This window comes from Huaxiibacter chinensis, assembly GCF_022171985.1.
Classification (GTDB): domain Bacteria; phylum Pseudomonadota; class Gammaproteobacteria; order Enterobacterales; family Enterobacteriaceae; genus Enterobacter; species Enterobacter chinensis_A.
The window spans coordinates 537,958-564,584 of record NZ_JAJVHF010000001.1; the positions used below are offsets into that span (position 1 = coordinate 537,958).

Annotated in this window: 30 protein-coding genes; 8 read left to right on the forward strand and 22 right to left on the reverse strand. The window is 55.0% G+C overall.

All coding sequences use genetic code 11. The features are described 5' to 3' along the window. Nucleotides 1-4: 4 nt before the first annotated feature. Genes gspK through LZP96_RS02655 form a run of 10 tightly spaced genes read right to left on the reverse strand, consistent with a single transcriptional unit; the run spans nucleotide 5 to nucleotide 8,513 of the window. A complete protein-coding gene (gene gspK, locus LZP96_RS02610; protein ID WP_064325512.1) occupies nucleotides 5-1,015 on the reverse strand; it encodes a type II secretion system minor pseudopilin GspK in 1,011 nt (336 codons plus the stop codon). Beyond that, nucleotides 1,012-1,689: a type II secretion system protein GspJ gene (locus LZP96_RS02615; protein WP_064325511.1), complete on the reverse strand. Its 678-nt coding sequence runs from the start codon at nucleotides 1,687-1,689 to the stop codon at nucleotides 1,012-1,014. The genes gspK and LZP96_RS02615 overlap by 4 nt, the downstream gene beginning before the upstream one ends. Beyond that, on the reverse strand, nucleotides 1,686-2,066 hold the full coding sequence (gene gspI, locus LZP96_RS02620; RefSeq protein WP_064325510.1) for a type II secretion system minor pseudopilin GspI: 381 nt from the start codon (nucleotides 2,064-2,066) through the stop codon (nucleotides 1,686-1,688). The genes LZP96_RS02615 and gspI overlap by 4 nt, the downstream gene beginning before the upstream one ends. Continuing rightward, the gene (gene gspH, locus LZP96_RS02625; protein ID WP_064325509.1) at nucleotides 2,059-2,544 is read right to left on the reverse strand and encodes a type II secretion system minor pseudopilin GspH; all 486 of its coding nucleotides are present in this window, start codon (nucleotides 2,542-2,544) and stop codon (nucleotides 2,059-2,061) included. The genes gspI and gspH overlap by 8 nt, the downstream gene beginning before the upstream one ends. Then, nucleotides 2,544-2,993 carry a type II secretion system major pseudopilin GspG gene (gene gspG, locus LZP96_RS02630; protein WP_064325508.1) on the reverse strand — a complete coding sequence of 150 codons (450 nt, stop codon included), beginning with the start codon at nucleotides 2,991-2,993 and terminating at the stop codon, nucleotides 2,544-2,546. The genes gspH and gspG overlap by 1 nt, the downstream gene beginning before the upstream one ends. 1 nt (nucleotide 2,994) lies before the next feature. Then, the gene (gene gspF / locus LZP96_RS02635; RefSeq protein WP_064325507.1) at nucleotides 2,995-4,203 is read right to left on the reverse strand and encodes a type II secretion system inner membrane protein GspF; all 1,209 of its coding nucleotides are present in this window, start codon (nucleotides 4,201-4,203) and stop codon (nucleotides 2,995-2,997) included. Further along, entirely contained in the window at nucleotides 4,203-5,681 is a 1,479-nt protein-coding gene (gspE, locus tag LZP96_RS02640) for a type II secretion system ATPase GspE (protein WP_064325506.1), read from the reverse strand. The genes gspF and gspE overlap by 1 nt, the downstream gene beginning before the upstream one ends. A gap of 14 nt (nucleotides 5,682-5,695) precedes the next feature. Further along, on the reverse strand, nucleotides 5,696-7,621 hold the full coding sequence (gene gspD, locus LZP96_RS02645) for a type II secretion system secretin GspD (protein ID WP_064325505.1): 1,926 nt from the start codon (nucleotides 7,619-7,621) through the stop codon (nucleotides 5,696-5,698). 12 nt (nucleotides 7,622-7,633) lie between these two features. Continuing rightward, the gene (gspC, locus tag LZP96_RS02650; RefSeq protein WP_064328095.1) at nucleotides 7,634-8,365 is read right to left on the reverse strand and encodes a type II secretion system protein GspC; all 732 of its coding nucleotides are present in this window, start codon (nucleotides 8,363-8,365) and stop codon (nucleotides 7,634-7,636) included. Beyond that, nucleotides 8,316-8,513, reverse strand: a complete 198-nt coding sequence (locus LZP96_RS02655) for a hypothetical protein (protein ID WP_198324777.1) — start codon at nucleotides 8,511-8,513, stop codon at nucleotides 8,316-8,318. Before LZP96_RS02655 ends, gspC begins: the two co-directional genes overlap by 50 nt. A gap of 152 nt (nucleotides 8,514-8,665) precedes the next feature. Here LZP96_RS02655 and LZP96_RS02660 point away from each other — a divergent pair, with 152 nt between their 5' ends. Together LZP96_RS02660 and LZP96_RS02665 are read left to right on the forward strand one after the other, a co-directional pair. Next, on the forward strand, nucleotides 8,666-10,222 hold the full coding sequence (locus LZP96_RS02660) for a hypothetical protein (RefSeq protein ID WP_064325504.1): 1,557 nt from the start codon (nucleotides 8,666-8,668) through the stop codon (nucleotides 10,220-10,222). Further along, entirely contained in the window at nucleotides 10,222-10,824 is a 603-nt protein-coding gene (locus LZP96_RS02665) for a type II secretion system protein GspB, cryptic system variant (RefSeq protein WP_064325503.1), read from the forward strand. The genes LZP96_RS02660 and LZP96_RS02665 overlap by 1 nt, the downstream gene beginning before the upstream one ends. Here the strand turns inward: LZP96_RS02665 and LZP96_RS02670 are convergent, their stop codons facing one another. The 3 genes from LZP96_RS02670 to LZP96_RS02680 form a co-directional block, all read right to left on the reverse strand. After that, a complete protein-coding gene (locus LZP96_RS02670) occupies nucleotides 10,825-11,448 on the reverse strand; it encodes a helix-turn-helix domain-containing protein (RefSeq protein WP_064325502.1) in 624 nt (207 codons plus the stop codon). Between the two features lie 267 nt (nucleotides 11,449-11,715). Then, the gene (locus tag LZP96_RS02675; RefSeq protein ID WP_064325501.1) at nucleotides 11,716-12,546 is read right to left on the reverse strand and encodes an N-acetylmuramoyl-L-alanine amidase; all 831 of its coding nucleotides are present in this window, start codon (nucleotides 12,544-12,546) and stop codon (nucleotides 11,716-11,718) included. Further along, nucleotides 12,543-12,866, reverse strand: coding sequence for a heavy metal-binding domain-containing protein (locus tag LZP96_RS02680; protein ID WP_006174327.1), 324 nt, complete (start codon nucleotides 12,864-12,866; stop codon nucleotides 12,543-12,545). The genes LZP96_RS02675 and LZP96_RS02680 overlap by 4 nt, the downstream gene beginning before the upstream one ends. Before the next feature lie 136 nt (nucleotides 12,867-13,002). Here LZP96_RS02680 and LZP96_RS02685 point away from each other — a divergent pair, with 136 nt between their 5' ends. The 6 genes from LZP96_RS02685 (at nucleotide 13,003) to artJ (ending at nucleotide 17,542) form a co-directional block, all read left to right on the forward strand. Further along, complete coding sequence (locus LZP96_RS02685; protein ID WP_064325500.1) at nucleotides 13,003-13,521, forward strand: lipoprotein; 519 nt, start codon at nucleotides 13,003-13,005, stop codon at nucleotides 13,519-13,521. Nucleotides 13,522-13,736: 215 nt separating this feature from the next. Further along, the gene (artP, locus tag LZP96_RS02690) at nucleotides 13,737-14,465 is read left to right on the forward strand and encodes an arginine ABC transporter ATP-binding protein ArtP (protein WP_064325499.1); all 729 of its coding nucleotides are present in this window, start codon (nucleotides 13,737-13,739) and stop codon (nucleotides 14,463-14,465) included. Between the two features lie 19 nt (nucleotides 14,466-14,484). Beyond that, nucleotides 14,485-15,216 carry an arginine ABC transporter substrate-binding protein ArtI gene (gene artI, locus LZP96_RS02695; RefSeq protein ID WP_064325498.1) on the forward strand — a complete coding sequence of 244 codons (732 nt, stop codon included), beginning with the start codon at nucleotides 14,485-14,487 and terminating at the stop codon, nucleotides 15,214-15,216. A gap of 6 nt (nucleotides 15,217-15,222) precedes the next feature. Then, nucleotides 15,223-15,939: an arginine ABC transporter permease ArtQ gene (gene artQ, locus LZP96_RS02700; RefSeq protein ID WP_064325497.1), complete on the forward strand. Its 717-nt coding sequence runs from the start codon at nucleotides 15,223-15,225 to the stop codon at nucleotides 15,937-15,939. After that, complete coding sequence (gene artM / locus LZP96_RS02705; protein ID WP_064325496.1) at nucleotides 15,939-16,607, forward strand: arginine ABC transporter permease ArtM; 669 nt, start codon at nucleotides 15,939-15,941, stop codon at nucleotides 16,605-16,607. Before artQ ends, artM begins: the two co-directional genes overlap by 1 nt. Nucleotides 16,608-16,810: 203 nt before the next feature. Continuing rightward, complete coding sequence (artJ, locus tag LZP96_RS02710; RefSeq protein ID WP_064325495.1) at nucleotides 16,811-17,542, forward strand: arginine ABC transporter substrate-binding protein ArtJ; 732 nt, start codon at nucleotides 16,811-16,813, stop codon at nucleotides 17,540-17,542. Nucleotides 17,543-17,588: 46 nt separating this feature from the next. Here the strand turns inward: artJ and LZP96_RS02715 are convergent, their stop codons facing one another. The 9 genes from LZP96_RS02715 to LZP96_RS02755 form a co-directional block, all read right to left on the reverse strand. Continuing rightward, nucleotides 17,589-19,058 (reverse strand): sensor histidine kinase, encoded by a 1,470-nt coding sequence (locus LZP96_RS02715; RefSeq protein WP_064325494.1) that lies wholly within the window; start codon nucleotides 19,056-19,058, stop codon nucleotides 17,589-17,591. Beyond that, complete coding sequence (locus LZP96_RS02720; protein ID WP_064325493.1) at nucleotides 19,042-19,749, reverse strand: response regulator transcription factor; 708 nt, start codon at nucleotides 19,747-19,749, stop codon at nucleotides 19,042-19,044. The genes LZP96_RS02715 and LZP96_RS02720 overlap by 17 nt, the downstream gene beginning before the upstream one ends. A gap of 144 nt (nucleotides 19,750-19,893) precedes the next feature. Further along, on the reverse strand, nucleotides 19,894-21,024 hold the full coding sequence (gene rlmC / locus LZP96_RS02725; protein ID WP_064325492.1) for a 23S rRNA (uracil(747)-C(5))-methyltransferase RlmC: 1,131 nt from the start codon (nucleotides 21,022-21,024) through the stop codon (nucleotides 19,894-19,896). Between the two features lie 39 nt (nucleotides 21,025-21,063). Next, nucleotides 21,064-21,585: a YbjO family protein gene (locus tag LZP96_RS02730; protein WP_198324755.1), complete on the reverse strand. Its 522-nt coding sequence runs from the start codon at nucleotides 21,583-21,585 to the stop codon at nucleotides 21,064-21,066. A gap of 17 nt (nucleotides 21,586-21,602) precedes the next feature. Beyond that, nucleotides 21,603-22,448 carry a putrescine ABC transporter permease PotI gene (gene potI / locus LZP96_RS02735; protein WP_064325490.1) on the reverse strand — a complete coding sequence of 282 codons (846 nt, stop codon included), beginning with the start codon at nucleotides 22,446-22,448 and terminating at the stop codon, nucleotides 21,603-21,605. After that, nucleotides 22,445-23,398: a putrescine ABC transporter permease PotH gene (potH, locus tag LZP96_RS02740; RefSeq protein WP_071892359.1), complete on the reverse strand. Its 954-nt coding sequence runs from the start codon at nucleotides 23,396-23,398 to the stop codon at nucleotides 22,445-22,447. The genes potI and potH overlap by 4 nt, the downstream gene beginning before the upstream one ends. A 9-nt stretch (nucleotides 23,399-23,407) precedes the next feature. Further along, on the reverse strand, nucleotides 23,408-24,541 hold the full coding sequence (gene potG / locus LZP96_RS02745; RefSeq protein WP_258925680.1) for a putrescine ABC transporter ATP-binding subunit PotG: 1,134 nt from the start codon (nucleotides 24,539-24,541) through the stop codon (nucleotides 23,408-23,410). Between the two features lie 140 nt (nucleotides 24,542-24,681). Further along, the gene (potF, locus tag LZP96_RS02750; RefSeq protein ID WP_258925681.1) at nucleotides 24,682-25,794 is read right to left on the reverse strand and encodes a spermidine/putrescine ABC transporter substrate-binding protein PotF; all 1,113 of its coding nucleotides are present in this window, start codon (nucleotides 25,792-25,794) and stop codon (nucleotides 24,682-24,684) included. 345 nt (nucleotides 25,795-26,139) lie between these two features. Then, nucleotides 26,140-26,616, reverse strand: coding sequence for a YbjN domain-containing protein (locus LZP96_RS02755; protein WP_064328092.1), 477 nt, complete (start codon nucleotides 26,614-26,616; stop codon nucleotides 26,140-26,142). Nucleotides 26,617-26,627: the final 11 nt, after the last annotated feature.

The window sequence follows — 26,627 nt, forward strand, 5'->3', positions numbered from 1 at the left end:
TTTGTTATTCAATCATTCGGTAACGACGCTGCCACGTCACGATCTCGCCGGCTTCGGCATTCACCTGCAGCTGGCTTACCGCGCGAAGCGTTAAATCGTCAGTGTTTCCGGTATAGTTCACCCGGAAATAGCGGCTACTGGTGGAGATCAACTCCGCCACCTGCGGCACATCGTCTTTTAACTGTGGGAAGGTCTGTTCCAGCACCTTGCTGAACGCCTCTACGTTTTCCCAGCCCTTCTCCGGACGCGCGTCGATGAGGCGCACGGCATCATCCGCGGTCAGTTTGCCCGGGAAGAGTGCCGCAAGAACGACCGCCTGCTCTGGCTTAATGGTGTTCACATCCACCTTTGTCGCCGCGTCAGGCAGCGCGCAGAGCAGCTTGCTCACGCGAGGCCAGGCCGCGGCCGGAAAGGCCGGAAGCTGCCTGATCTCGGCAAGGGTGCGCATTATCTGGTTCGCCGGTAAACGCGGCGGCTGCACGCTTGCCCAGGCATCACTCTCCTTCGCCTCTTTTACCGTGGTGTCATCGCCATCAAGCGAGTCCACCAGCTGTAAATAGACCTCTTCGGCGGTGCCCGGGTTTAAGCCGCTTTCGGTCAGAATCTGCTCAACGATGCGCTGCTTACGGGGCTTTTCAGGTATCGCCGTACCGGTCTGGTTTGAGGGTTCGTTTTCACGGCTCACCAGGTTATTGACGTTAAAACAGTCCTGCGCGTCTTCGACCTGGCCCACCACCGTATAGTCCTCGCCCTGCGTTTCCAGCGGCTGATGCCATTCCCCTTCCGGGTCGAGGGGGTGGTTTTCCCCGCTCGCGTCGCTTTGCAGCCGATCTTTGATGACCTTCTCCTGCGCCAGCATCGCCCAGCGCAGCTGCTGCTGGCTGACCTGATAATGGGTTTTCTGCAGGTTACGGCTGAACTGCTGGCTGATTTTTGCCGCCAGCGCCGACATCATGACCAGCAGAATCAACACCACCAGCAGAGCGACCCCTTTCTGTTTATCCGTTCTGCTCACGGCTGGCCTCCGGGTGCGGATGGCGCTTCCGCCTGCGGCGGAGGCGTCACCGGTGAGTCTGGCGTCGTCTCTGCCGCGGGTGTTTCAGGGCTTGCATTTTCAGCCGCTGCCGCTGTGGGAATATCGCCCGGCGTTAAAAAGACCCAGCGCCAGGTTTCACCGTTTTTCAGGGTCAGGGTCAGCTCAACGCCGTCAGGCTGACGTTCGGTATCCGTCCAGCCCGTAAGCCAGCCCTGATGATAAAACCGCCATGTCATCGCTTTAACGTCGTCAAGAATGGGCACCTCTTCCGGCTTTGTTCCCGCTGGGCTGTCGATGGTTGGCCAGACGTCACGCCAGACGCGCCCCTCTTCCAGCCGCCAGCGCACCCGTTCCAACTGGATCTGCCCGCTCACGCCGCTTAAGGTCGTCAGTTCAAGCGTGCTGCCATCCTGACGAAAGCGATCCGGCTCGTTACGGGGCGCACGCGCCTGCAGCTGCGAAAAATCACGCTCCATCAGGCTCCAGGTGCGCTGAAGCTGGTTCAGTTTTGCGGCGCTGGCGTCGGTTGCGGAACTGTTGCGCATCGCCCCATCCAGAATTTGCCAGGCCAGCGTGCTGATCACCGCAAAAATAGTCAGCGCAATCATGATCTCCAGCAGGGTGAAACCTTGCTGGCGCTGCACTTTCTTCACTTTGTCTCTCCTGGTGGAATGATCTGCAGGGCAATCACCGGCTGGCTCTCATCGCCTTCGGCATAGACCTGAACCTCATTCGCCCAGCCGTTGTCCGCCGTTTTGACCCGCTGCTTGCGCCAGTTCCAGCTGCGCCCGCCCATGATTTCGCTTCCTTTCTCCTGGGCATCCGGGAAGTCGCTTTTACTCAACTGCGCCTGCGCCAGAAGATTTTCAGCCACCCAGCCCGCCTGTAGCGTGTCGGCCAGCCCGAAGGTAAAGCGCACGTTCAACGAGACGGAGTTCATCAGCGCCAGCGCGGCAGTGGAGAAGATCACCAGCGCCACCATCACCTCCAGCAGCGTCATCCCTTTTTGCTTACCGGTGCATTTAGCCATCGTTCTCTACCTGTACGGGCGAAGCGCCTTGCGACACCACGCGGAAATGATGTTGTTTATCAAAACTTTGTAAGGTCAACGTGAAGCGGCTGATCTCCCCGTCAGGCAGAAAAACGATCTGGGGGTCGGCATCCATCGTGGAGGACAGTCTTTGCGGCGATAGCGACGCGTGCATCTCTTCCGGAAAATGGCCTTTCGTCGTAATTCGACCTGCGGATAACGGCACCCAGTGCCGCTCTCCGTTTGTTTCCTTTAAGGTCAATAATTGAAAGCTGTCCGGTGTAATCACCAGCCCGACGATATTTCCGTCCATAACCGCGCGATCGGAACCATAATCAACAAGGGCTTTTAATTGCTGGCCAAATATATCCGCACCGCTACGTGACGGTATCGTGGAGACCACCATCATGGCGCAACTGGCAAATATCACCAGCGCCAGAATAATTTCCAACAAAGTAAAGCCGCGTTGCTTTTTCATTATTTTGCTTGTTTATCGATTGACCAGTTTGTGATGTCATCGGCAGTATTGGCTTCGCCGTCCGGGCCTGCGGAAAAGATATCCACGGCGCCATGTTCACCCGGGCTCACCAGAATATAGTCACTGCCCCACGGGTCCTGTGGCAGACGGCGAATATAGCCATCCGCGCGGTAACCGTTTGGCACAGGCGCGATCTCAGGTTTGGTGACCAGCGACTGCAGGCCCTGTTCGGTGGTGGGATAACGGTGGTTGTCCAGCTTGTACATATCCAGCGAACCTTCCAGCGCCACAATATCGCTGGTCGCTTTCTGCGCATCCGCTTTCTCTTTATTGCCCATTAAATTAGGCACCACCATACTGGCGAGAACGCCCAGAATAACAATTACCACCATTAATTCGAGCAAGGTGAAGCCCGCCTGGCGTGCCAGGTTTTTATTTTTCATAGCCATGTTAACCTACCATATTATTAAGTTGCAGAAGCGGTTGTAATATCGACATCACGATAAACAGAACAATCGTGGCCATAGAGACCACCAGCGCCGGTTCGAATACCGACAGCGTTAAAGTAATACGATGCTGTAAAGCCGATTCCTGATTTTCTGCGGCGCGATCCATTAAATTTCCTAATTCGCCGCTCTCTTCACCCGAGGCGATCATATACAGCATGGTGGGCGGGAATAATTTCGCCTGTTCCAGCGCAGAATATAATGTCGCCCCCTGACGGACGGTATCCGCCGCCTGCTCCAGCACCTGGCGGGCAAACAGATTTTCAATCCCGTCCATCGCGATATACATGCCCTCCAGCAGCGGCACGCTGCTGGCCTGCAAAATGCTCAGCGTACGGATATAGCGGGCGCTGTTAATGGCGCAGACCAGCTTTTTGATCGGCGAGCCGTTGACCAGCCAGCGATGCCACAGAAAGCGGTTTTTCGCGCTTTTAAGCCAGGTTTTGAAACCAATAAAGCCTCCCGCCAGGCTGCCGGCGATATATATCCCGTAAGCCTGCAGGAAATCACTGACGGCAATCAGCGTCCGGGTGGTGAGCGGCAGTTGCTGCTTCATATGGGTAAACTGCTCTATCACCTGCGGCACGACCGCCACCAGCAGAATGCTGATCACCGCTATCGCCACCACCGTCAGGGTAATGGGATACACCATCGCCTGGGTGAGTTTGCTTTTCATCTTCTGGCGTTGTTCGTTATAGTCCGCCAGTTTCTCCAGCACCTCGCCCAGATGGCCGGTTTTTTCACCCGCCATCACCAGCGTGCAGTAAAGCTTGTCAAAGGTGCGTGGAAACTGGCTAAACGCGTCAAATAACGTGTGACCCTCCACCACCTTTTCACGGATCTCGACCACCATCGCCGCCAGCTTTTTGTCTTCCGTCTGCTTTGAAATGGCCTTAAGCGCGCTTTCCAGCGGCAGCGCGGCGTTGATCAGCGTCGACAGCTGACGGGTAAACATCGACAGCACCGGCGTGGAGAGCTTCGCGCCGGTTTGCGCTTTTCCGGATGCGGCGTTTTCCCGCGTCTCCGTAACGCTCACCGGCATCAGCTTCTGCTCGCGCAGCATCTGGCGAACCTGCTTTTGGCCCTCGGCCTGCAGCGTGCCGCGCTGCGTTTTCCCCGCCGCGTTCGTTGCGGTCCAGGCGTAGAAGGCCATCAGTCGTCTCCTCCCCGTTCCGCCGTCACGCGCATCACCTCTTCCAGCGAGGTGACGCCGCTAATCACCTTCAGCAGACCGTTTTCCCGCAGACTGTAGGCCTGCTTAAACAGCTGCGTTTCAATCGACATCTCGTCTTTATCTTCGTGAATAGCGCGACGCATTGCGCTGTCCACCACCAGGAATTCATGAATGCCGGCACGCCCCTGATAGCCGCTCTGGCGGCAATGTTCGCAGCCCACCGCGCGGTAAATGGCTTTTGGCGGGGCATCCATAAAGCTGAACAGCGCCGTTTCATTGGCATCCAGCGGACTGGTGATTCGGCAGTGGGTACACAGCCGACGCACCAGACGCTGGGCAATGACACCGAGCAACGATGAACCGATTAAAAAGGACTCCAGCCCCATATCGCGTAAACGGGTGATGGCCCCTGCCGCGCTGTTGGTGTGCAGGGTCGACATCACCAGGTGACCGGTGAGCGAGGCCTGCACCGCAATTTGCGCGGTTTCGCCGTCACGGATCTCCCCGATCATTACTACGTCCGGGTCCTGACGCAGGATCGCACGCAGTCCGCGGGCAAAGGTCATGTCCACGCGGGGATTAACCTGCGTTTGCCCGACCCCTTCCAGCTCATACTCAATCGGATCTTCCACGGTCAGAATATTGCGTTCATGACCATTGAGCGCCGACAGGATCGCGTACAGCGTGGTACTTTTCCCGGACCCCGTCGGCCCGGTCACCAGGATAATGCCGTGGGGACGGTCAATCAGCCCTTTTAATTTTTCCAGCTCTTCATCAATTAACCCGAGTTTATTGATGTCCGGCTTGAGGTTGCTTTTATCGAGCAGGCGCATCACCACTCGCTCGCCATACTGCGAGGGAATAGTGGACACACGCACGTCAATCGCCTTGCGGCCAATGCGCAGGGAAATACGGCCATCCTGCGGCAGACGTTTTTCGGCGATATCCAGTTTGGACATCACCTTAATGCGCGAAACCAGCAGCGGCGCGAGTTTACGCGCCGGTTGCAGCACCGGACGTAGCACGCCGTCGACGCGAAAGCGGATGCTCAGCGTGCGCTCAAAGGTTTCGATATGAATATCCGACGCGCCGTCCTTCACCGCTTCACCAAGAATGGCGTTAATCAGACGGATCACCGGAGAGTTTTCGTCGTTATCCAGCAGATCTTCGTTATCCGGAATATCTTCGGTTAACGCCATCAGGTCGATATCCGCATCCATATCGTCAACCATCTGTTGCGATACGCCGCTGCTTTGCTGCCAGATTTTTGCCAGCATCTCCTCAAAGGCTTCTGCCGTCAGGGTCACCGGGGCAAACGATCGCCCCAGCACGCGTCTCATCTCCAGTAGCGCGAAGGCAGGCGCATCGTCACGGACATAAACGGTGTCGTTGTCGTACAGAACGCCGTTATCCTTCGCGTAGCTACTGCTGCATAACTGTTTGCTTAAGTCATCCACGTCACGCCTCCGGTTTACTCTTTAAATGGGTTACGTGAGGCGGTTGCGCTGGTTTTCACCGGTGCGGCGCTGTTGTTCGCCGGGAAAGCGGGCAGTACAGGCGCGTCGTCATTCTCAATGATGCCCAGTTTTTTCTCTTCCATGCGCTGCTGCTGACGCGCGCGGATCTGGTCATATTTTTCTTTTGACGCGGCACTGTAGTTGTCGTCATCTCGCAGCACGGTGGTATGGATAAACACCATCAGGTTACGCTTCGACGTATCCTGCGAGGTGTAGCGGAACAACTGGCCCACCAGCGGAATATCCCCTAATAACGGCACCTTAGAGACGGACTGTTTGTTCACGTTTTCCATCAGACCGCCCAGCACCACGGTCTGCCCGCTGTGCACCATCACTTCGTTATTAATGGTACGGGTATTAAAGGTCGGGCCGAGGCTCGCCTCTTCCGTCGCGCTGTTATCCACGCTGGAGACTTCCTGCTCAATTTTGAGGTGAATCATGTCGCCGTCGTTGATCTGCGGAACAATCTTCAGTTTGGTCCCCACGGTTTTACGCTCCACAGAGTTAAAGACGTTATCCCCGCTGGTCGTCTGCGAACCGGACAGAACCGGCACGTCCTGACCGACGTTAAATGACGCTTCTTTGTTATCCAGCGTCACGACGCTCGGCGTGGAGAGAATGTCGTTTTTGCCGTCGGTTGACAGGGCCGTCATCAGCGCGCCAAAGTCGCCGTTAAAGAAACCGGTCGCCAGGCCCGTAAAGCCCGCGCCTTTCATCACGCCATCTTTTATCTGGCTGACAGGCAGGCCGGTTGAACCAAACTGCACGCCGCCGTGTTTGCTGGTCCACTGCACGCCTAAATCCAGGCCGTTACCGTCCTGCACTTCAGCAATAATCGCTTCTACCAGCACCTGCGGACGGCGGATATCCAGTTTGTCGATCACCTTTTCCAGAGAGTTCATCACGTTAGGCTGGGCGGTGATCACCAGCGAGTTCGTGGACTCGTCTGCGGTAATATTCAGGTCGCTCTGGGCGGTGGGGCTTTTCGCCTTAGCTGCGCCGGGCTTGTCTTTCAGCTGCTCGCCAATGCCGGTGAGCACCGGAACCACCTTAGTGGCGTTGGCATATTTCAGATAGAAGACGCGGGTATTCCCCTCGTTATTCTGCTCACGGTCCAGCTGGCCAATCAGCGCCCGCGTCCGTGCACGGGCATCTTCCGACCCGCTGATCACCAGGCTGTTAGTCTCATCATCCGCCACCACTTTGGTGGCAAGCTGCGGGGCGTTCTGCCCTTTTTGCTCTTCGTTGTTGAGGTTGTTAAGCATGTCCGACAGGGCTTTCGACGAGGCATAATGCAACGGCACAATTTCGCGGCGCTGCATGCCGTCTCTGTCGACGCGCTCAACCAGATCAACCAGACGGTTCACCACCGACGCTTTACCGGTTAACAGCAGCACGTTCGACGGCTCAAAATGCACCACGTTACCAATGCCGGTGGCATCGTTAAGCTGGCGCAGAAGCGGTGCCAGCTCGCGTACCGGGACGTTTTCCATCCGCACGACGCGGGTGATGATCTCATCGCCTTTGCCGGGATTCTTGCTGTCGGCCAGCGGGACGCCCGCGGTGCGCGCCACGCTTGAGCGCACCACTTTCACCATGCCGTTATCCATCGGGATCACCGACAGACCATACAGATCCAGCACGCTTAAGAAGAACTGGTAATACTCGTCTTCGGTCAGCACGTTGTAGGTTCTGACCGAAACCGAACCCTGAACGGAGGGATCGACCAGAATGGTTTTATTTAAATTGCGGCTCACCGTGTCAATAAATTCACGGATATCCGTATTCTTAAAACTGGCGCTAAAGTTAGCTGCAAGCAGCGAACTGGAATATAACGACAATGCGGTCAGCGCCACGCATGCCCATGGAGATTTCTTCATATCTGCACACTTTTAATTGTTTAAAACATTAACCCGGATATTTTCAAGGTGAGCGTGGCGTCTGACGACAACCTCGGCCTCTTTCATTTTCGACCAGTTGGCAATAATATTTTTTGCCTCTTTTGCTTCGGTCATATCGACGGAATTGACTTTCACCACCACATCGCCTTTTTTCAGCCCTGTATGCTGATAAAAGGGCGAGGCATTCCTTGGATTAATGTTGTAGCCTTCCAGCTGCCCTTTTTCGATTAACGGCTTTAACACCAGATAATCATCAAGATGCACATTTTCTGCACCCGCATCTATTGTCGATTTGGTTACCGGAGAGCTTTCAACGCCCCCCTTAAAATAGTCGGGCTTTTTCAGCGCCAGCGTTTGTGTCGCCCCTTCATAATGAACGAGCACGTTGTCTTTATTAATGGCTTCAATCCAGGCGTCGTTAAAACCAACCAGATTCTCGCCCTCGCGATAGCTTTGTTGTCCGCCGGGGGTTTTGATCACCGCAAAGGACAACCACGCATCATCACTGCTGACAATGCCTTCCAGCTCCGCCGCCAGCGGGGTTTTTACCGCCACGGCGGAATGTGTCTGGCGTACCGCCCGGGTAAATAGCGCAAAGGGCTTTTCCGCAGACGCTTTTATTTGTGGTTTTTTATCCGCCACCGCCAGCTTATTTGACACTTTTTTATAATCTTTAACGACGACGTAACCTTGCTGACCGCAAAAAAGGAGCAGCACAAACATCATGCACGGTGTTACCCATCGGGATAGGGAAGAAAATATCATTATTCATCTGGCCTTGAGCATAGCGAAAATAAGCAGCGTCGTGCTGCGCCAATATGTGAGGTAAAGAGTAATAATATTGGCCGCTTGCGCCTATCAGCTTCGCCATTATCTTTCATAAAGAAAAATATTGACGACAGAAAAATCGAATGTTAAGCGTCAGGAACAGGTTATTTTTACCCTGTGCGAAAATTGACCCGCGTCACGGCTTACCTTATTTTTCCTGCCATTGCTATTCACGTAAAGAGACGGTAAGTCGTTATGTATCAGAGCCATTTTAATTTCAACACCCTGCCCTTTAAAAAGGTGACCCGTTCCACTGGTGACTTTTTTGTGCCTTATCATCAGGACGTGTTTAACCTGCTGAAAGAGAAAACCGGGCAGGCGGGGATCGTCGGACTCTTCAGTAACGACACGTACCTGCTCAACCAGTTCAGCGATGCGCTTAAAGGTCCTGCAACGCAGGTGGTCAATGCCTTTCCGAAGCTGAGCGCCAGCAGCCTGCTGTATAAACTCAATCCCACAACCAAAGAGTGCAAAAACCGCCTTCAGGCTGTGGATGCCATCCTTCGTCACTGGCAGGACGAGAAAGTAAAAAGCAAGGTGCTGGTGATCTCCCAAATACAGGCGATGAAAGAGAGTGCTCTGACCGCGCTCGGCATGCTGCTGGCCCGGGCGCAGGAGCGGGACTTTCGCTTGTCGATAGTGCTGATGGGCTCGCCGGATCAGGAAAAGGTTTTGCTGCAACAGTCCGGCCTTGCGGAATATATGCACACCCGCCACACCCTGCGCGCACTGACCTGCCGGGAATATTTGCACTATGTCCAGCAGCAGTGTGAATCCCACGGGGCGGAAATCTCCCCTTTGACGCCAGCCCGCGTGCGTAAAATGCATGCGCTGACCAAAGGGCATATCGGCAAGTTAAACGAGCTGGCCCATCTTTCCCTTTTGGCGGCGTGGACAGAGCGCGCTTCACAGGTCAGCCCGCGCCATTTACGCCTGGCAGCGGGTGAGATCCTGCCCGCCCAAAAGCAGACAAAACGCCTGGCCTTCGCGGGTCTCGTGGCCTCCGTCCTCTTCGCCGCCTGCGGCTGGGCGTTAACGCCCTCCATTAACGCCCATCTGCCGGTTCCGCTGCCTGTTCCGGTGAGCTGGAAACAGCCCGCCGCGAAGCCGCATGCCGCTCTGGCGCCTCAAATAGACAACGAAATGGTCAATCAGCCGGACGCCATGCACCAGCTCTACGTTATGTGGGGGTATGACGCTTCGGCGGAAGAGGCGCTGTGCCAGAACGCGGGCCGGGTCAACCTGATGTGTAAACAGGGCAATGCCCCGGTGTCGACGCTGGTCAATGAGGGCTATCCGTGGATCAGCGAGCTGAAAACGGGTAATCATCTTAACTATGCCGTGGTGGCGCGCGTCGGGGAAAAATCTGTCGATCTGCTGATGAATAACCGCACCTGGCAGGTGAGTCGAAACTGGTTCACTCAGCATGCCACCGGCAATTACACCCAGCTGCACCGCCTGACGCCGGAAGGCAACGATGCCATCACCGCCGCAAGCGACAGCAAAGAGGTGAGCTGGCTCGATCAGCAGCTCAGCATAGCCCTCGCCCAGCCTGAAACCCATTCGCAGAACTGGACCGCTGAAATGATGAAACGCACGCGAGAATTCCAGAAGAAAATGCACTTACACGTGGATGGCCTTCCGGGTGAAGAGACCTTGATGCAGCTGATGCTTGATACGCATACCACACCGAGCGTGCTGCTCCAGGCCTCACGTTCCACCGATATGTCTTCCGTGGAGAAAAAATCATAATGTCCACTATCTGTCTGGCTGCCCAGCGCAGCTTCACCACCGGAGAGGCCGTCTGGTTTTCCTGGCGCCTGCCCAGCCTGAAAAAATGGGCTGGCCACACCCTCGTCTGGATCCTGGGAATATGCGCCGTGCTGCTCGCCGGGCTTTATGCGCACACTTACTGGAACTTGCGTCACCCGATTCAGGTGGTGGAAAAGGTCAGCGTGTCGCAACCGGAAACCCAGCTTTCAGAGATGCATTATGTCTACGTCAGCAAACCGTTCCCGCACCCTGAGCCACATTCGATACCGGCACCCGCTGCTCCGGCAATGCCGCCGATGGAGGATATTCCCGTCAATACTCATGATGCTGACTGGCAGCAGGCCCCCGAGGGCGTAGAGAGGCACGATCGCTCACGCGATACGCTGCCGGGAACAGAATCGCCTGCTGCGCCGGAATTACCGGATCGGCAAGACAACAGCGATCTCAAAGCGCTGTTTATGCATGCCATGCAGGAGCAAGAGAAGGATTATTCGCAGGGAAAAATACCCGCGCCACCGATTGATGAAACGCAGGAAAATACGCGGTCCCCGTTAAGTCAAAAAGGGGACCGGCTGGAGTAGTTAATATTTTTCCGGCAGGTTGGAAAGCGTAATAAGACGTCCTTTCTCAACCACAATATATTGACCTTTTTTCAGGTCAGAGAGAATTTTAATAATGGTACTGCGGGCCAGGTTGGTGTATTCCTGAATATAATCATAAATGTTAATATCACGTTGATGGTGGACAATCAGTTCGTTAATTTCGAGGAGGAATTCACGCACAACCGAATAGGCGCTGCGGGCGACTAAAACATCGTCACGCTTGTTCAGCAGGCAGATGTACCAGGCCAGCACTTTGGTCAGTTCCGGCCACAGGCCGCACTGGGTGATCAGTTTTTCAAACGCCTCTTTTTTGATGGTGCGCACCACGGTATTGGCACGGACCAGGCCGTAAACATGCGATGAGTTATAGAAGATAGCAGACAGGCCAAAAATGCACTGACCCTGAAGCGTGAACATGCACAGTTCATCGGATTCGCGGCGGAATTCAACTTCTCCGCTGATGATAATATGAATACAGTCAGCGTCAGAGGTGGTAATTTTTTGCCATTTCTTTAATGTCCTTTCTTCATAATCTGAGGTTGCAGAAATAATGGCTTCCATTTCGTGTTGCGGACGTAATTTTTTACCGTAGATGCTTAACATTGTTATACCCGTTTAAGATGCTTAATTTTAGATGAGAGTCAGCCGCGGTATTTAACCGAAGGCGAGCGATCAATTATGATGAAATAAAAAACTGAGATAATTTTATTATGCTAGCGATGTTTTGACATTGCTTAGCAAGCTATGGGTGTATAGTAAACTCAGGCCATTTTAAGTCAATTTACTAAAAATGAATTGAGTTTGAACTTAAGATTAATCTCAAGAGGGTTATAACTAAAATTAACCGTATTCGATTGTATTATCGAAGGATTACCCCTGCCCGTATTTTTCTAATAATGCTTCGGCAATGGCCATTGTTTCTATATCAGCAACACCCCGCCAATTACCGGGGCGAAAGTGCATCTGGAACGCCATTATTATCCGTTTATTTTGTGCAGGATTATTCTTTTCTGAAACGTCGTAGCCGTAACGCCCCAGCAGATCGAGCAGGGCCGCTTCGTCCACAGGCTGACTGGGCGGTTGTCCATTCCTGTAAAAGGCCACCCGCGCCGGATCGGGCCAGGCGCCAATCCCCTGCTGCGCCAGTTCGCGCCACGGGAATAACGGACCCGGATCGTCTTTACGCTGCGGGGCAATATCCGCATGCGCGACCACGTTTTGCGGCAGGATGTCGTAACGGGCAATGATATCTTTCGCCAGTGGGATCAGCGCGGCGATTTGTGTCGGCTCAAACGGGTAAAAGATCTTCACGCCGTCCTTTTTTTGCCAGCCCCGGTTTTCCAGCTCAATGCCAATCGAAGTGTCATTTATACGGTTGGTGCCGCGCCAGAAACTGACCCCGGCATGCCAGGCCAGTTCGCTTTCCGGCACCAGCTGCCAGATACGCGGTTTGCCGTCAGGCGCAGGGGGTTTTGCGGGAATAAGGTAGTGTGAACTGACGTTTTTGTCCGTCAGCGTAGCCAGCGAGCGGTCAAAATCATCGGCGGTGTAATGGATAACCAGCACCTTAATGCGTGGATAGGCGGCCTGGGCCTGGTGTCGGGTATCCAGTTCATAGGCCCCTTTATCCACAATCCCGTTGTCAGAAACGCATCCTGCCAGCAGCATTGCCAGCAGGATCGACGAGAGCGCACGCCTCATCGACGGGTTTTCACCGCCGTACCGCTGACGCTGACCATCAGCATGCTGGCGTCTTTCCCCACCGTTTCGTAGTCGATATCAATACCGACCACCGCATCAGCGCCCAACGCTTTCGCCTGCTCGCCCAGCTCTTTAAAGGCAATTTCGCGGGCTTTGCGCAGCTCTTTTTCATACGCGCCAGAACGACCGCCGACAATATCGCGAATCCCGGCAAAGAAATCCCTGAAAATGTTTGCCCCCAGAATCGCTTCCCCGGTCACAACACCGCAGTACTCGGTAATAGGCTGCCCTTCCAGGGTTGGCGTAGTTGAAAACTGCATCCTCTCTCTCCTTATAACGATGCCCTGAATCGTTCACGTTGCAGGACGTCGGCATGTGCGTTCAATACCTTAGTCACAACATTATCGGTTCGTTACGCTATGATTGAAAGGATAGTTAATAAATAAGGAAATCAACATGCGCTTCTCTGCTTTAACGCTTTTAGTGCCTTGCGCGCTGGTGCTCAGCGCGTGCACCACACCGGTCACGCCAGCCTTTAAGGATATTGGAACCCGCAGCGGCCCCTGTATTGAGGGCGGCCCGGATACCGTGGCGCAACAATTCTATGATTATCGTATTCAGCACCGCAGCAATGATATGACCGCCCTGCGCCCTTATCTGAGCGATGGCCTGGCAAAACTGCTGAATGACACGAACCGCGATCCGCAGCATTCTGCCCTGCTGAAATCCGATCCGTTCTCCAGCCGAACCACCCTGCCGGAAACCGCAGAGGTGTCCAGTGCGTCAACCATCCCGAATACGGATGCGCGCAACATTCCCCTGCGCGTGAAACTGACTCAGGGCACCCAAACCTGGCAGGATGAAGTGCTGATGATTCGCGAGGGCCAATGCTGGACCGTGGATGATGTGCGCTACCTTGGCGGCAGCGTTCATGCCCCTGCCGGCACGCTGCGCCAGTCCCTCGAAAACCGTTAAGAAAAACGTTAACCCCGTAAAATGTCCGGCATTTCTGATGGAATGCCGACATTTATACTCGCCCCCTATGCCTTCCGCTATTTTGTGCTATGTTTAAACAGAAATTCGGTTTATATTTAACTTTTAACGCATAAATATTGCATAACTATTCTGTCAACGGTACTATCTGCGGCCTCAATTGCTATAGATTGCCTGGATGAGTAAAGACTGCCCCGATGAGTATTCAACTAAACGGCATTAACTGCTTCTACGGCGCACACCAGGCGCTGTTCGACATCACGCTGAACTGCCCCGAGGGCGAAACGCTGGTTTTGCTTGGCCCAAGCGGTGCAGGTAAAAGCTCTCTTCTGCGTGTCCTCAATCTGCTTGAAATGCCCCGTTCGGGCACGCTGGCCATTGCCGGTAATCATTTCGATTTTGCGAAAACGCCCTCTGATAAAGCGATTCGTGAACTGCGTCAAAATGTGGGGATGGTTTTCCAGCAATACAATCTTTGGCCGCACCTCACCGTGGTACAAAACCTGATTGAAGCGCCGTGCCGCGTGCTCGGTCTGAGCAAAGATCAGGCGATGGCGCGGGCCGAAAAGCTGCTGGAGCGTCTGCGTCTGAAACCCTATAGCGATCGCTATCCTCTGCACCTGTCCGGTGGTCAGCAGCAACGTGTGGCGATTGCTCGTGCGCTGATGATGGAGCCTGCGGTTCTGCTGTTTGACGAACCCACCGCCGCGCTGGACCCGGAAATTACCGCCCAGATCGTCAGCATTATTCGCGAACTGGCTGAAACCAACATTACGCAGGTTATCGTGACCCACGAAGTGGAAGTGGCGCGCAAAACTGCCAGCCGCGTGGTGTACATGGAAAACGGCTATATCGTAGAGCAAGGCGATGCGCGCTGCTTTATCGATCCGCAAACCGACGCGTTTAAAAACTATTTATCTCACTGATGTGTTAGGGAAAAAGACAATGAAAAAAGTATTGATCGCCGCGCTGCTCGCTAGCATCAGCCTTTCCGCTACCGCAGCACAAACCATTCGTTTCGCGACGGAAGCCTCTTATCCTCCGTTCGAATCTATCGATGCCAACAACAAAATTGTCGGCTTTGATGTCGATCTGGCCAACGCCCTGTGTAAAGAGATCGACGCGACCTGTACCTTCAGCAATCAGGCGTTTGACAGCCTGATCCCAAGCCTGAAATTCCGCCGCATCGATGCGGTCATGGCCGGTATGGACATTACCCCTGAGCGTGAAAAACAGGTGCTGTTCACTACGCCTTACTATGATAACTCCGCGCTGTTCATTGGTCAGAAAGGCAAATTTGCTTCTGTCGACCTGCTGAAAGGCAAAAAAGTGGGCGTGCAGAACGGCACCACGCACCAGAAATTCATCATGGATAAACATCCGGAAATCACTACCGTACCTTACGACAGCTACCAGAATGCGAAGCTGGATCTGCAAAACGGCCGTATTGACGCCGTGTTTGGGGATACCGCCGTGGTAACCGAATGGCTGAAAGCCAACGACAAGCTGGCGGCTGTGGGCGATAAAGTCACCGATAAAGATTACTTCGGTACCGGTCTGGGCATCGCGGTTCGTCAGGGCAACACTGAGCTGCAGCAGAAATTCAACGCTGCGCTGGAAAAAGTGAAGAAAGACGGGACCTACCAGACTATCTACGCTAAATGGTTCCAGAAGTAAGATCTGATGAACGAAATTTTTCCTTTAGCAAGCGCCGCCGGGATGACCGTCGGCCTTGCCGTTTGTGCCCTGATTATCGGGCTGGCGCTGGCCATGGTCTTCGCGGTATGGGAGTCAGTAAAATGGCGCCCTATCGCCTGGCTCGGCTCAGCGCTGGTGACGGTGTTGCGTGGACTGCCTGAAATTCTGGTGGTTCTGTTTATCTATTTTGGCTCGTCTCAGTTGCTGCTCACGCTGTCGGATGGCTTTACGCTTAATCTTGGGTTTGTCCAGATTCCGGTGCAGATGCAGATTGAGAACTTTGACGTTAGCCCGTTCCTGTGCGGCGTGATTGCCCTCTCTCTGCTCTATTCTGCCTACGCCTCGCAAACGCTGCGCGGTGCGTTAAAAGCCGTGCCCGCGGGCCAGTGGGAATCGGGCCAGGCGCTGGGCATGAAAAAGAGCGCGATCTTCTTCCGCCTGGTGATGCCGCAAATGTGGCGTCATGCCCTGCCGGGCTTAGGTAATCAGTGGCTGGTGCTGTTAAAAGATACCGCGCTGGTCAGCCTGATTAGCGTAAATGATTTAATGCTGCAAACCAAAAGCATTGCCACCCGCACCCAGGAACCCTTTACCTGGTATATCGTGGCGGCGGCCATCTACCTGGTGATCACGTTGCTGAGCCAATACATCCTCAAACGTATTGACCTGCGCGCAACGCGTTTTGAACGGAGACCGGGCTGATGCTTGAGTATTTACCTGAATTAATGAAAGGGCTGCACACCAGCCTGACGCTCACCGTGGCGTCAATTGTGGTGGCCCTGATTCTGGCCCTGTTCTTCACCATCGTCCTGACGCTGAAAACACCGGTGCTGGTCTGGGTGGTGCGCGCCTATATCACCCTGTTTACCGGCACCCCGCTGCTGGTGCAGATCTTCCTGATTTACTACGGGCCGGGCCAGTTCCCCTCTTTGCAGGAGTATCCGGTTGTCTGGCATTTGCTGTCAGAACCCTGGCTCTGTGCGCTTATCGCCCTCTCGCTGAACAGCGCCGCGTATACCACGCAGCTGTTTTACGGCGCGATTCGCGCCATTCCCGAAGGCCAGTGGCAATCCTGTGGCGCACTGGGGATGAGCAAGAAAGATACCCTGGCGATCCTTCTGCCTTACGCCTTTAAGCGCGCGCTGTCGTCCTATTCCAACGAAGTGGTGCTGGTTTTCAAGAGCACCTCTCTGGCCTACACCATCACGCTGATGGAGGTGATGGGGCACGGACAGCTGCTGTACGGACGCACCTATGATGTGATGGTCTTCGGTGCGGCGGGGCTGGTATATCTGGTGGTAAACGGTCTGCTGACGCTGATGATGCGCCTGATCGAGCGTAAAGCCTTAGCCTTCGAGCGCAGAAACTAGCCCGTAGCCTTTTCGCTTTACATAACGACTTAAGTGCATAACTGCATAACATCAGAGCGGATAACCTTTTGGGTTGTCCGCTTTTTTTTATGCCTGAAATAATATTTAATCATTTTTATTGAATATAAATTCAATAAGTGGCATTGTTATTTCCATACCGCAGACACGGTGCATAAGACAGATTGACAGACGGGAGCATTACCATGAAAAAGTTAGTTCTGGCCGCATTACTCGCCACATTCGCTGCAGGCGCCACGGCCGCAGACAAAATCAGTTTCGGCGTTTCAGCCACCTATCCGCCGTTTGAATCGCTGGATGCCAGCAATCAGATCGTCGGGTTTGATATCGATCTGGCCAAAGCGCTCTGCAAACAGATGCAGGCCGACTGCACCTTTACCAACCATGCGTTTGACAGCCTGATCCCGTCCCTCAAATTCAAAAAATACGATGCGGTGATTTCGGGTATGGATATTACCCCGGAGCGCAGCAAGCAGGTGACGTTCAGCGACCCGTACTACGCGAACTCAGCGGTGGTCATTGCCAAAAAAGATGCCTACAAAACCTTCGCCGATTTGAAAGGCAAACGTATCGGCATGGAAAACGGCACCACGCACCAGAAATACCTGCAGGACAAACATCCTGAAGTGAAAACCGTGGCATACGACAGCTACCAGAATGCGATTATCGACCTGAAAAACGGCCGTATTGATGGCGTGTTTGGTGATACCGCCGTGGTGAACGAGTGGCTGAAAACCAACCCGCAGCTGGGCACCGCAACGGAAAAAGTGACCGATCCGCAGTATTTCGGTACGGGCCTCGGCATCGCTGTACGTCCGGATAATAAAGCCCTGGTGGAAAAACTGAACGGCGCGCTGAAAGCGATTAAAGCTGACGGTACGTACCAGAAAATCAGCGACCAGTGGTTCCCGCAGTAACGTTTTGAGTACGTAGCCGGGCAGCATAACGCCGCCCGGCACTCTTTTATAACGGCACAAAGAAGCGAAAACGCGCCCCGCTCACCGAATCCATCAGCCTGATCCCGCCACCGTGCAGTTCCAGCATCCGTTTGACGATCAATAGCCCCAGCCCGCCGCGATTCTCCCGCGATGCCTGAGGAGAGAGTGCAGAAGGCCGCATAAACAGCCCGTCGCGCAGCGTACTATCCACCCCCACTCCGCTATCGGCGACCTCGACCTGCAGCTGTTCGTTCTCCTGCCACACTGCCAGCCGAATCTCGCCGCCGGCCGGCGTATGACGGATGGCATTATCCAGCAGATTGGTCACCACCCGCTCAATCATCGACACATCCGCGTTCAGCAACGGCAAACGGCCCGGCACGTCAATATGCAGCTGTAACTCACGCGTGCGCGCCGTCAGCTCAAACTTCTGCGCCACGTCCGAAATCAGCTCTCCCATGGCAAAACGTTCGCGCTGGGGTTTGATGCCGCCGTGCTCAAGGCGCGCCAGCTCAAACAGCTGCTGCGAAAGATGACGCACTTTTTGTCCCTGCCGTAGCGCGGTGGCAAGGTACTGCTTATGCTCCTGCGGCGTTAAGGTGGCAGACTTCAGCGACAGCGTCTCCAGATAGCCCAGCAGAGAGGTCAGCGGCGTGCGTAAATCATGTGAAATATTGGCGATAAACTCCCGGCGCTGGCGATCGCTGTCGGCAAGCTGGTCCCACTGAGAGGTTATTTTGCGCGCCAGCTCGATAAACGTATTGCGCAGGATCGCCACTTCGTCGTTCACCGCCGGCTCCAGCGGCTCTGCCGCCAGCTGTTTGATGGCGCTGATGCTGTCCTGCTCAAGACCTGTCACCTCGCGCGTCAGGCGTTTAACCGGGCGCGTTACCCAGTACCAGACCACCAGCCCCGCCAGCAGGCCAAACAGCGCCACCAGTAGCAACGACCACAGCACCGTGCTCCAGAGCGCTTTATGCCAGGCCATGGCCGCCAGCGCGTTAGACTCCTCGCCCTGAAGGATAATGTAGAGATAGCCTTTCAGTTCGCCATCCTGGCGCAGGGGCGTGGCGCTAAAGACTTTCTTATTCTGACTGCGCGGATCGTCACCCAACACCGGGATCGCCGTGCCGCTCAGGAAGGTCTGAATCGGCACCAGATCGATTTTTTGCCGCTGAATATGGCCCGGCGGCGCGGCATCCGCCAGAACATCACCGTCCGGGGAGATCACGTACAGCTCAACGCTCGGGTTAAAGGTCATCAGGCGGTCAAACAGGGGCTTCAGCGCACGGCGATCGACGCTGCCCTGCGCATTCAGAATCGGCTCGCGCTGCACAATCTGCTGCGCCAGGCCGCCGGAGAGCCGCTGCACCATGGCATTTCCGTACTGCATACTGCTGTAGAGCTGTACGACGCAGGCGACCGTCGCGCAGAGCATCATCAACAGGATAAAGAGCACCGTCAGGCGCTGGCCCAGGCTAAAGCGTCGCATCATGATGTAGCTCCGCAAATTTGTAGCCTTTGCCCCAGACGGTACGAATAATCTCCGGCTCGGCGGCGTCTTTCTCAATCTTGATACGCAGGCGGTTAATGTGGGTGTTAACGGTGTGCTCATAGCCTTCGTGCTGATAGCCCCACACCTGCTCCAGCAGCGCCAGGCGAGAGAAAACTTCACCCGGATGGCGGGCAAAAAAGTAGAGTAATTCGAATTCACGCGGAGTGAGATCGACCTCCTGACCCTGCAAACGCACGGTGCGCGCCAGCGGATCGAGCGTCAGGCCATGCGCCTGGATCTGCCCGGCGGTTTGCGCCTGCCCCATCGCCTGCTGGCGGCGGAACAGCGCTTTGATCCGCGCGATCAGTTCCTGCACCGAAAAGGGTTTAGCCAGATAATCATCGGCGCCGGTTTCAAGCCCGGTAATCCGGTCCGTTTCACTGCTGCGGGCGCTGATGATGATAATCGGCAGGTAGCGGGTCATCTGGCGAATTCGACGGCAGATTTCCAGGCCATCAACGTTAGGCAGCATCAGATCGAGGATCACCGCGTCCCAGGGTTGTTTTTCAAGAAGGTGTAATGCGTTGGCCCCATCGGGTTCATGGGTTATGGCGTAGCCTTCATCTTCAAGGTTAAGACGCAGGAGCGCCGCGATATCGTGGTCATCTTCCACCAGCAGGATCTGCTTCATCGGTAAGCCTTCATTCAATTCTTATGCCTTAAGCTTACCTGATTTCCCCCCGGGGAAGAGTTCACATTTTGTTGAACATTGTGCGATAGACGCGCCGGGTGGCGGCTGCGTCTGACCCGGCCTGAGACGGAAGAGTGTTATCGGTTAAGGGTTTTTGACCAGTAACGTCAGCACTTCATAATGCGCGGTATGCGGGAACATATCAAAAAGCTGCACGCGCGCAATGCGGTAACCCGGCAGGCGGGCAATGTCTTTCGCCATCGTCCGGGCGTTGCAGCTGGAATAGACGATATACGCTGGCGCCATCTGGCTCAGGTAATCACACAGGGCATCACCAATACCCCGACGCGGCGGGTTCACCAGCACCAGCTCCGGCACGTTGTCCTGTCCGGTTGCAAACTGTGTGGAGTCCAGCGCCTGAAAATGGAGCTGGGTTAAGCCCAGTTCTGCGGCGGATTGCTTCGCGCAGGCGATCGCTTCCGGCGAAATTTCGATGCCCGTCAGGGTCATGTCGGGCGTCGCGCAGTGCAGCCCAAATCCCCCGACGCCGCAGAAGAGATCCCACATGTGCCTGACCGGAAGCTGACGTACCCAGTCGCGGGCCGTGGCGTACAGCTGGCTGGCGACTGCCGGGTTAGTCTGGAAGAAACTTTGCGGACGGATCCACAGTGGCACATCATTGAATTTTTCGGCCAGCGCCTGGTGTTCGGTGAAAAAGATCTCTTTCTCCCCTTCCAGAATCGCCATATGAACCGGTTGAATATTGGCGGTCACCACCGTCAACTGCGGCAACTGCTGCATAAGCCACGGCAGCGCAGCACGCAGCTGTTCCACCTTCGCTTCTGAACGCAGCACGAAACGCAGCATCATGCCTCCGTTGCGCTGGCTTTCGGTCAGCAGAATGAACTTCAGCTCGCCGCGTTTGCGCTCGACGTTATATGGCGTCAGCCCTGCACGGGCGATAAAAGGTTTCAGTGCGGCAAAGACCGGCGCGAACGAGGCAGGATAAAGCGGGCAATCCGTCAAATCTTCCGGCGTACCGTCGCGATGCAGCATGCCCAACAGCGGTTTTTCAACGCTGCCGCTGACCACCATTTTGGCTTTATTGCGAAAGCCCTGCTCGGGCCCGCTGACGGGTGCGCCCCACTCGCCCACGGTATGTTCCGCCAGCAGATGCTGCAGATCGCGCATTTTGGCGGCGAGTTGTTGGGTGACCGGCTGTTCTATCCACTGACAGGAGCGGCAGCGACCGGCGTCATAGAGTGCGCACTGCATAGGAAAACCTTAAAAATAGCGGGGCTGCGATTATACACATTATTGCAGCTGGAAAAACCGTCGGCTGGAAGCAGGCAAATACAGCAGGCACAGGACCAGCATATCCGGCAGTTTTTGCATCATCAGCGAGTGAAAAATCTCTCGTTTTGACTCACCCGGAATGCTGAATAGCTCGGGATAACCGTAACCCAGCGACGCGGCCCACAGATAGACGGTGGCGATAACCTGGGTCAGCAGATAGCCCCATCGCGCCCAGTTGCGCCCTTTCACCAGCGAAAACGCGCAAAGGATTTCGATAAACACCAGCATCAGGCTGCTAAAAAAGACCAGCGTGAGCGTCCATGTCTGCACGCTGCGATGAATAAAGTCGCCCAGCCCCCGCATGCCCAGCGTGTTGAAAATCATCAACAGATCGAGGCAGCGAATCATAATAATGGCGAGCGCCGCCACCTGCACCAGCGCAGGGACGTTCAGTCGGGCATGCGAATAACGTGATTTAGTCAAGAATCCCAATGTTTTGCTTCCCTGAAAAACAGTGCCGCGACAGGCGCGGCACTCCACTGGAAATTTTAAATGCTTCAGCCGCGTCTTGCACGCTGGATATCACGTACGCGCTGCTTTTCAGCCCTTGCCATCAGATACCAGGCGATAAAGCCGATGACTCCAACGACACCCAGGATAATCGACGCCAGGGCGTTGATCTCAGGGTTCACCCCCATGCGCACGCTGGAGAAGACCAGCATCGGCAGCGTTGTTGCCCCCGGTCCGGAGACAAAGCTGGCGATAACCAGATCGTCAAGCGACAGGGTAAACGCCAGCAGCCAGCCGGAGATCACCGCAGGCATAATCATCGGCAAGGTGATGATGAAAAAGACCTTCAGCGGCGTAGCGCCTAGATCCATCGCGGCTTCTTCGATGGAGTGGTCCAGTTCGCGCAGACGAGACGAGATCACCACCGCGACATACGCGGTACAGAAGGTGACGTGCGCCAGCCAGATGGTCAGCATACCGCGATCGGCAGGCCAGCCAATGGCGTGCGCCAGCGCAACGAACAGCAACAGCAGAGACAGACCGGTGATGACATCGGGCATGACCAGCGGGGCCGTAATCATAAAAGCAAACCCCGTCGACCCACGGAAGCGGCCAAAACGCACCATCACCAGCGCGGCGATCGTCCCCAGAATACAGGCCATTGTCGCCGCACAGGCAGCAATGGTCAGACTCAGGCCTACCGCACTCATCATCGCATCATCGTGGAACAGTTCGCTGTACCAGCGCGTTGACCAGCCAGCCCACACTGTCACCAGTTTTGAACTGTTAAAGGAGTAGATAACCAGCATCAACATGGGGGCGTAGAGGAAGGTGAAGCCCATCACCAGGATCAGGATCCGCCACGGGGAACGCACGACCGGTAAGTTGTTCATCCGTGATCTCCCATCTGTTTTTGCTGATGTTTATGGAACCACATGATCGGCACGATCAACAGCAGCAACATGACGATGGCCACCGCCGATGCCACCGGCCAGTCGCGGTTATTAAAGAACTCCTGCCACAGCACGCGCCCAATCATGATGCTGTCCGGGCCGCCAAGCAGCTCGGGGATGACAAACTCCCCCACTGCCGGAATAAAGACCAGCATCGATCCGGCGATAATGCCCCCTTTGGTCAGGGGAACAATCACGCTAAAGAAGGTCTTCAGCGGACGCGCGCCCAGATCCAGCGACGCCTCGACCAGAGAGTAATCAATACGCGTCAGGGCGGTGTAAATCGGCAGCACCATAAACGGGAGATAGGCGTACACGATGCCGATATAGACCGCGAGGTTGGTGTGCAGGATGGTGAGCGGCTGATCGATAACGCCGAGCCACAGCAAAACGTTATTCAGCACCCCGTTGTTTTTCAGAATCCCCATCCAGGCATACACGCGGATCAGGAATGAGGTCCAGGAGGGCAGAATCACCAGCAGCAGCAGTATATTGCGCGTGGAGGGTTTGCTGTGCGCCACCGCCCAGGCGAGCGGATAGCCCATTGCCAGGCAGCAAAGCGTCGAGATCCCTGCCACCTGCAACGACTGCAAATAGGCTTCGAAATAGAGCGGATCGTCCGTCAGCTGCAGGAAGTTACCCAGGTTGAGGGTCAGCGTCAGCTGCCCGTCCGCCCAGTCCAGCAGGTTGGTATAAGGCGGGATGGCCCGCGCCATTTCCGCCAGGCTGATTTTGAAGACAATCAGAAACGGCAGCAGGAACAGCAGAATCAGCCAGACGTATGGCAGGGCAATCACCAGCTTGCGCCCGTGCGCCATCTTCATACGCGTAAGCCAGTGGTTCAGCCCGCCCGATTTTCGCACGGCGGACGTGGGTTCAAGCATGTTCATCGCCGCTCCTTATACCGTTAGCACGACGCAACTGTCCGCATCCCAGCACAGACTCACTTCATCGCCCCAGGTGGGCAGCCCCTTCCGGTAGCGATGTTCATTTTGCAGCTGAGCGCTGATCATCTGGCCACTTTTCAGGCGGACGTGATAAATGGAGAGATCGCCCAGATAGGCGATATGGACCACTTCGCCGACGGCAAAATTATAGCCATCAGCAGGCGGCTCATCGCAGAGCATGATTTTTTCAGGGCGCAGTGCCACATAGACTGGCACGTTGTCCACCACCGAGGCATCCGGGTCGACCTTCAGGGGATGCACCAGACCCGGCGATTCAATAACCAGCCCGTCATCCTGACGCTCTTTTAACAGGCCTTCGAACACGTTAACCGAGCCGATAAACTCGGCGCTGTAGCGGGTAGTCGGGTGTTCGTAGATCTCTTCGGGCTCGCCGATCTGCACGAACTTCCCGCGATTCATGATCGCAATACGCCCGGCCATCGTCATGGCTTCTTCCTGATCGTGGGTCACCATCACGCAGGTCGCCCCCACACGCTCCAGAATATCCACCACTTCCAGCTGCATACGGTCGCGCAGTTTTTTATCCAGCGCGCCCATCGGTTCATCCAGCAGCAGCAGTTTTGGACGCTTCGCCAGACTGCGGGCCAGCGCCACGCGCTGGCGTTGTCCGCCAGAGAGCTGGTGCGGTTTACGCTTCGCGAACTCCTGCATATGTACCAGGCTCAGCATCTCGGCCACGCGGGCGGTGATTTCCGCCTTTGGCAGCTTGTCCTGCTTCAGGCCAAAAGCGATATTCTGCTCGACCGTCATATGCGGAAAGAGCGCGTAAGACTGGAACATCATATTGATCGGGCGCTGGTACGGCGGCACGCTGGAGAGGTCGACACCGTCCAGCACGATTTGCCCGGCGGTAGGTTGTTCAAATCCTGCCAGCATACGGAGCAGCGTCGATTTACCGCAGCCGGATGCTCCCAGGAGCGCAAAAATCTCACCTTTATAAATCGTCAGGCTGACATCATCCACGGCGTGCTGCCCGTCGAAGGATTTGGTCAGGTTGCGGATTTCGAGCAGCGGCGTTAACGCTTTACCGACTTTCGCCTGCGGGCGGGGGATCGCATCATTCACGGGGTGTTCTCCGGCAGAAATCAAAACGGGTGCAAACGCACCATTCGGGTGCGCATCGCCGGGCCGTTTTCATGCGCCCGGCTGACGGGTTTGGTCGGCCCGGCAAGCAATAGCGCCCCGGGCCACGGTCTCAAACGCCGTTATTTGCCGCTTTTCACCTTGGTCCACGCACGGGTACGCACGCGGTCAATTTTTGGATCCTGAACTTTCAGGGTGAACAGTTTGGCGAACACATCCGCTGGCGGATAGATTGCCGGGTTACTGCGAATCTCTTCGCTGACCAGCGGGACAGAAGCCTTGTTGCCGTTCGCGTAGTAAACGTGGTCGCTGATATGGGAGATCACATCCGGACGCATCAGGTAGTTGAGGAACTGATAGGCTTCGTCTTTGTTTTTGGCATCAGCGGGCATCGCAAAGACGTCGAAGAAGGCCAGCGCCCCCTCTTTCGGAATGAAGTAGGACACATTCACGCCATTTTTCGCCTCTTTCGCGCGATTCGCCGCCTGCCAGACATCGCCCGCCCAGCCGATCGCGACGCAGATATCGCCGTTTGCCAGGTCGTTAATGTACTGAGAAGAGTGGAAGTAGCGAATATTAGGACGCAGCTTCAGCAGCAGATCGGTCGCCGGGCCTGTGTAGTCGCTGGCCTGGCTGCTGTTAGGATCTTTACCCAGATAGTTAAGCACGGTGGCGAAAATCTCTTCCGGTGCGTCGAGGAACGACACGCCGCAGCTTTTCAGCTTCTCAAGGTTTTCCGGCTTCAGCACCACATCCCAGCTATCGAGTTTGACATCATTACCCAGCACAGCTTTTACTTTATCAACGTTATAGCCGATGCCGGTGGTCGCCCACAGGTAAGGCATGGCGTATTTGTTATCCGGATCGTGTTTGGCGACGAGCTTTAACACCTCTGGATCCAGATCTTTCCAGTTCGGTAATTTGCTTTTATCCAGCGGCTGGAACACCCCTGCCGTCAGCTGGCGTTCAAGGAAGCTTGCGGACGGCACCACCAGGTCAAAGCCCGTGCTGCCTGCCATCAGTTTCCCTTCCAGAACTTCGTTGGAATCGAACACGTCATAGACGACTTTAATACCGGTCTCTTTTTCGAAATTCGCCACCGTATCGGGTGCAATATAGTCAGACCAGTTATAAACATGCAGCGTTTTTTGTTCCGCAGCGAGCGTGCCGGCAGAGACAGCCATCAGAGCACCCGCAACCAGACCCGATAACCATTTTTTATTCAAGGCGATCATATCTTTATTCCTTCTGAAAGCTCGTTCCCAAACGAACTAATGTATGCGTTGGAAGATATGCAAGAATCGTGCATATTTTGTCGCTCTGCCTGACGCAGAAGAAAAAACCGTTGGCGGTTTCCGCTCGCTTTTTTAAGCTTCGCAAGAATAACTGTAGCCTCTGTCTGCTGCTATAGCTCTGCTTAAAAAACGCCTTTTATCAATTTTTTAAGCAAGAAGCGGCGACGTGATAAGGCAGATTGGCGCATGGAGTGGTGAAAAACGCTTTAAAGCGAGGCTAAAGGCAGCATAAACGCGGGAATTATGCAGTCGCGATGGCAGCGACTGCGTAGTAATGGAAAGGAATCAGTGCAGAAATTGCTCAGGTGAATCACTATTCTCTTGTTCACCCTCTGCGGTATACAGAAGTTGGTGCGCGCTGGCTTCCAGCATCACCATTGACGTCTGCTCTTCGCTCTGGCGCATAAACCAGGCAAACTGCTTAAACGACAGCCCTGCCCCGGCGCATAAAGACTGGCAAACCACCAGCTTTGGCAGATTATCATCCTGTATGTCGAGAAACGCTTTCACCGTCAAAGAACTGGCATTGATCGCCGAGAGGTCGGACGCCAGCGCCAGCAGCGCGGACGGTTTCACTTCAGCTAACGCAGAGAACAGGATCACGTCATTAATCAGATCGATTTTGGCATCAAATACGCCATCGAAATTTTGCATATGCGGCAGATGCAGCGCCTTGCAGGAATCACACTCAAAAAAGGTGATGCCTGCTTCATCAAGCCACTTTCGCATCGTGTCCAGAGTCGGAACGATCTGTAAATCCATATCCATTGCTG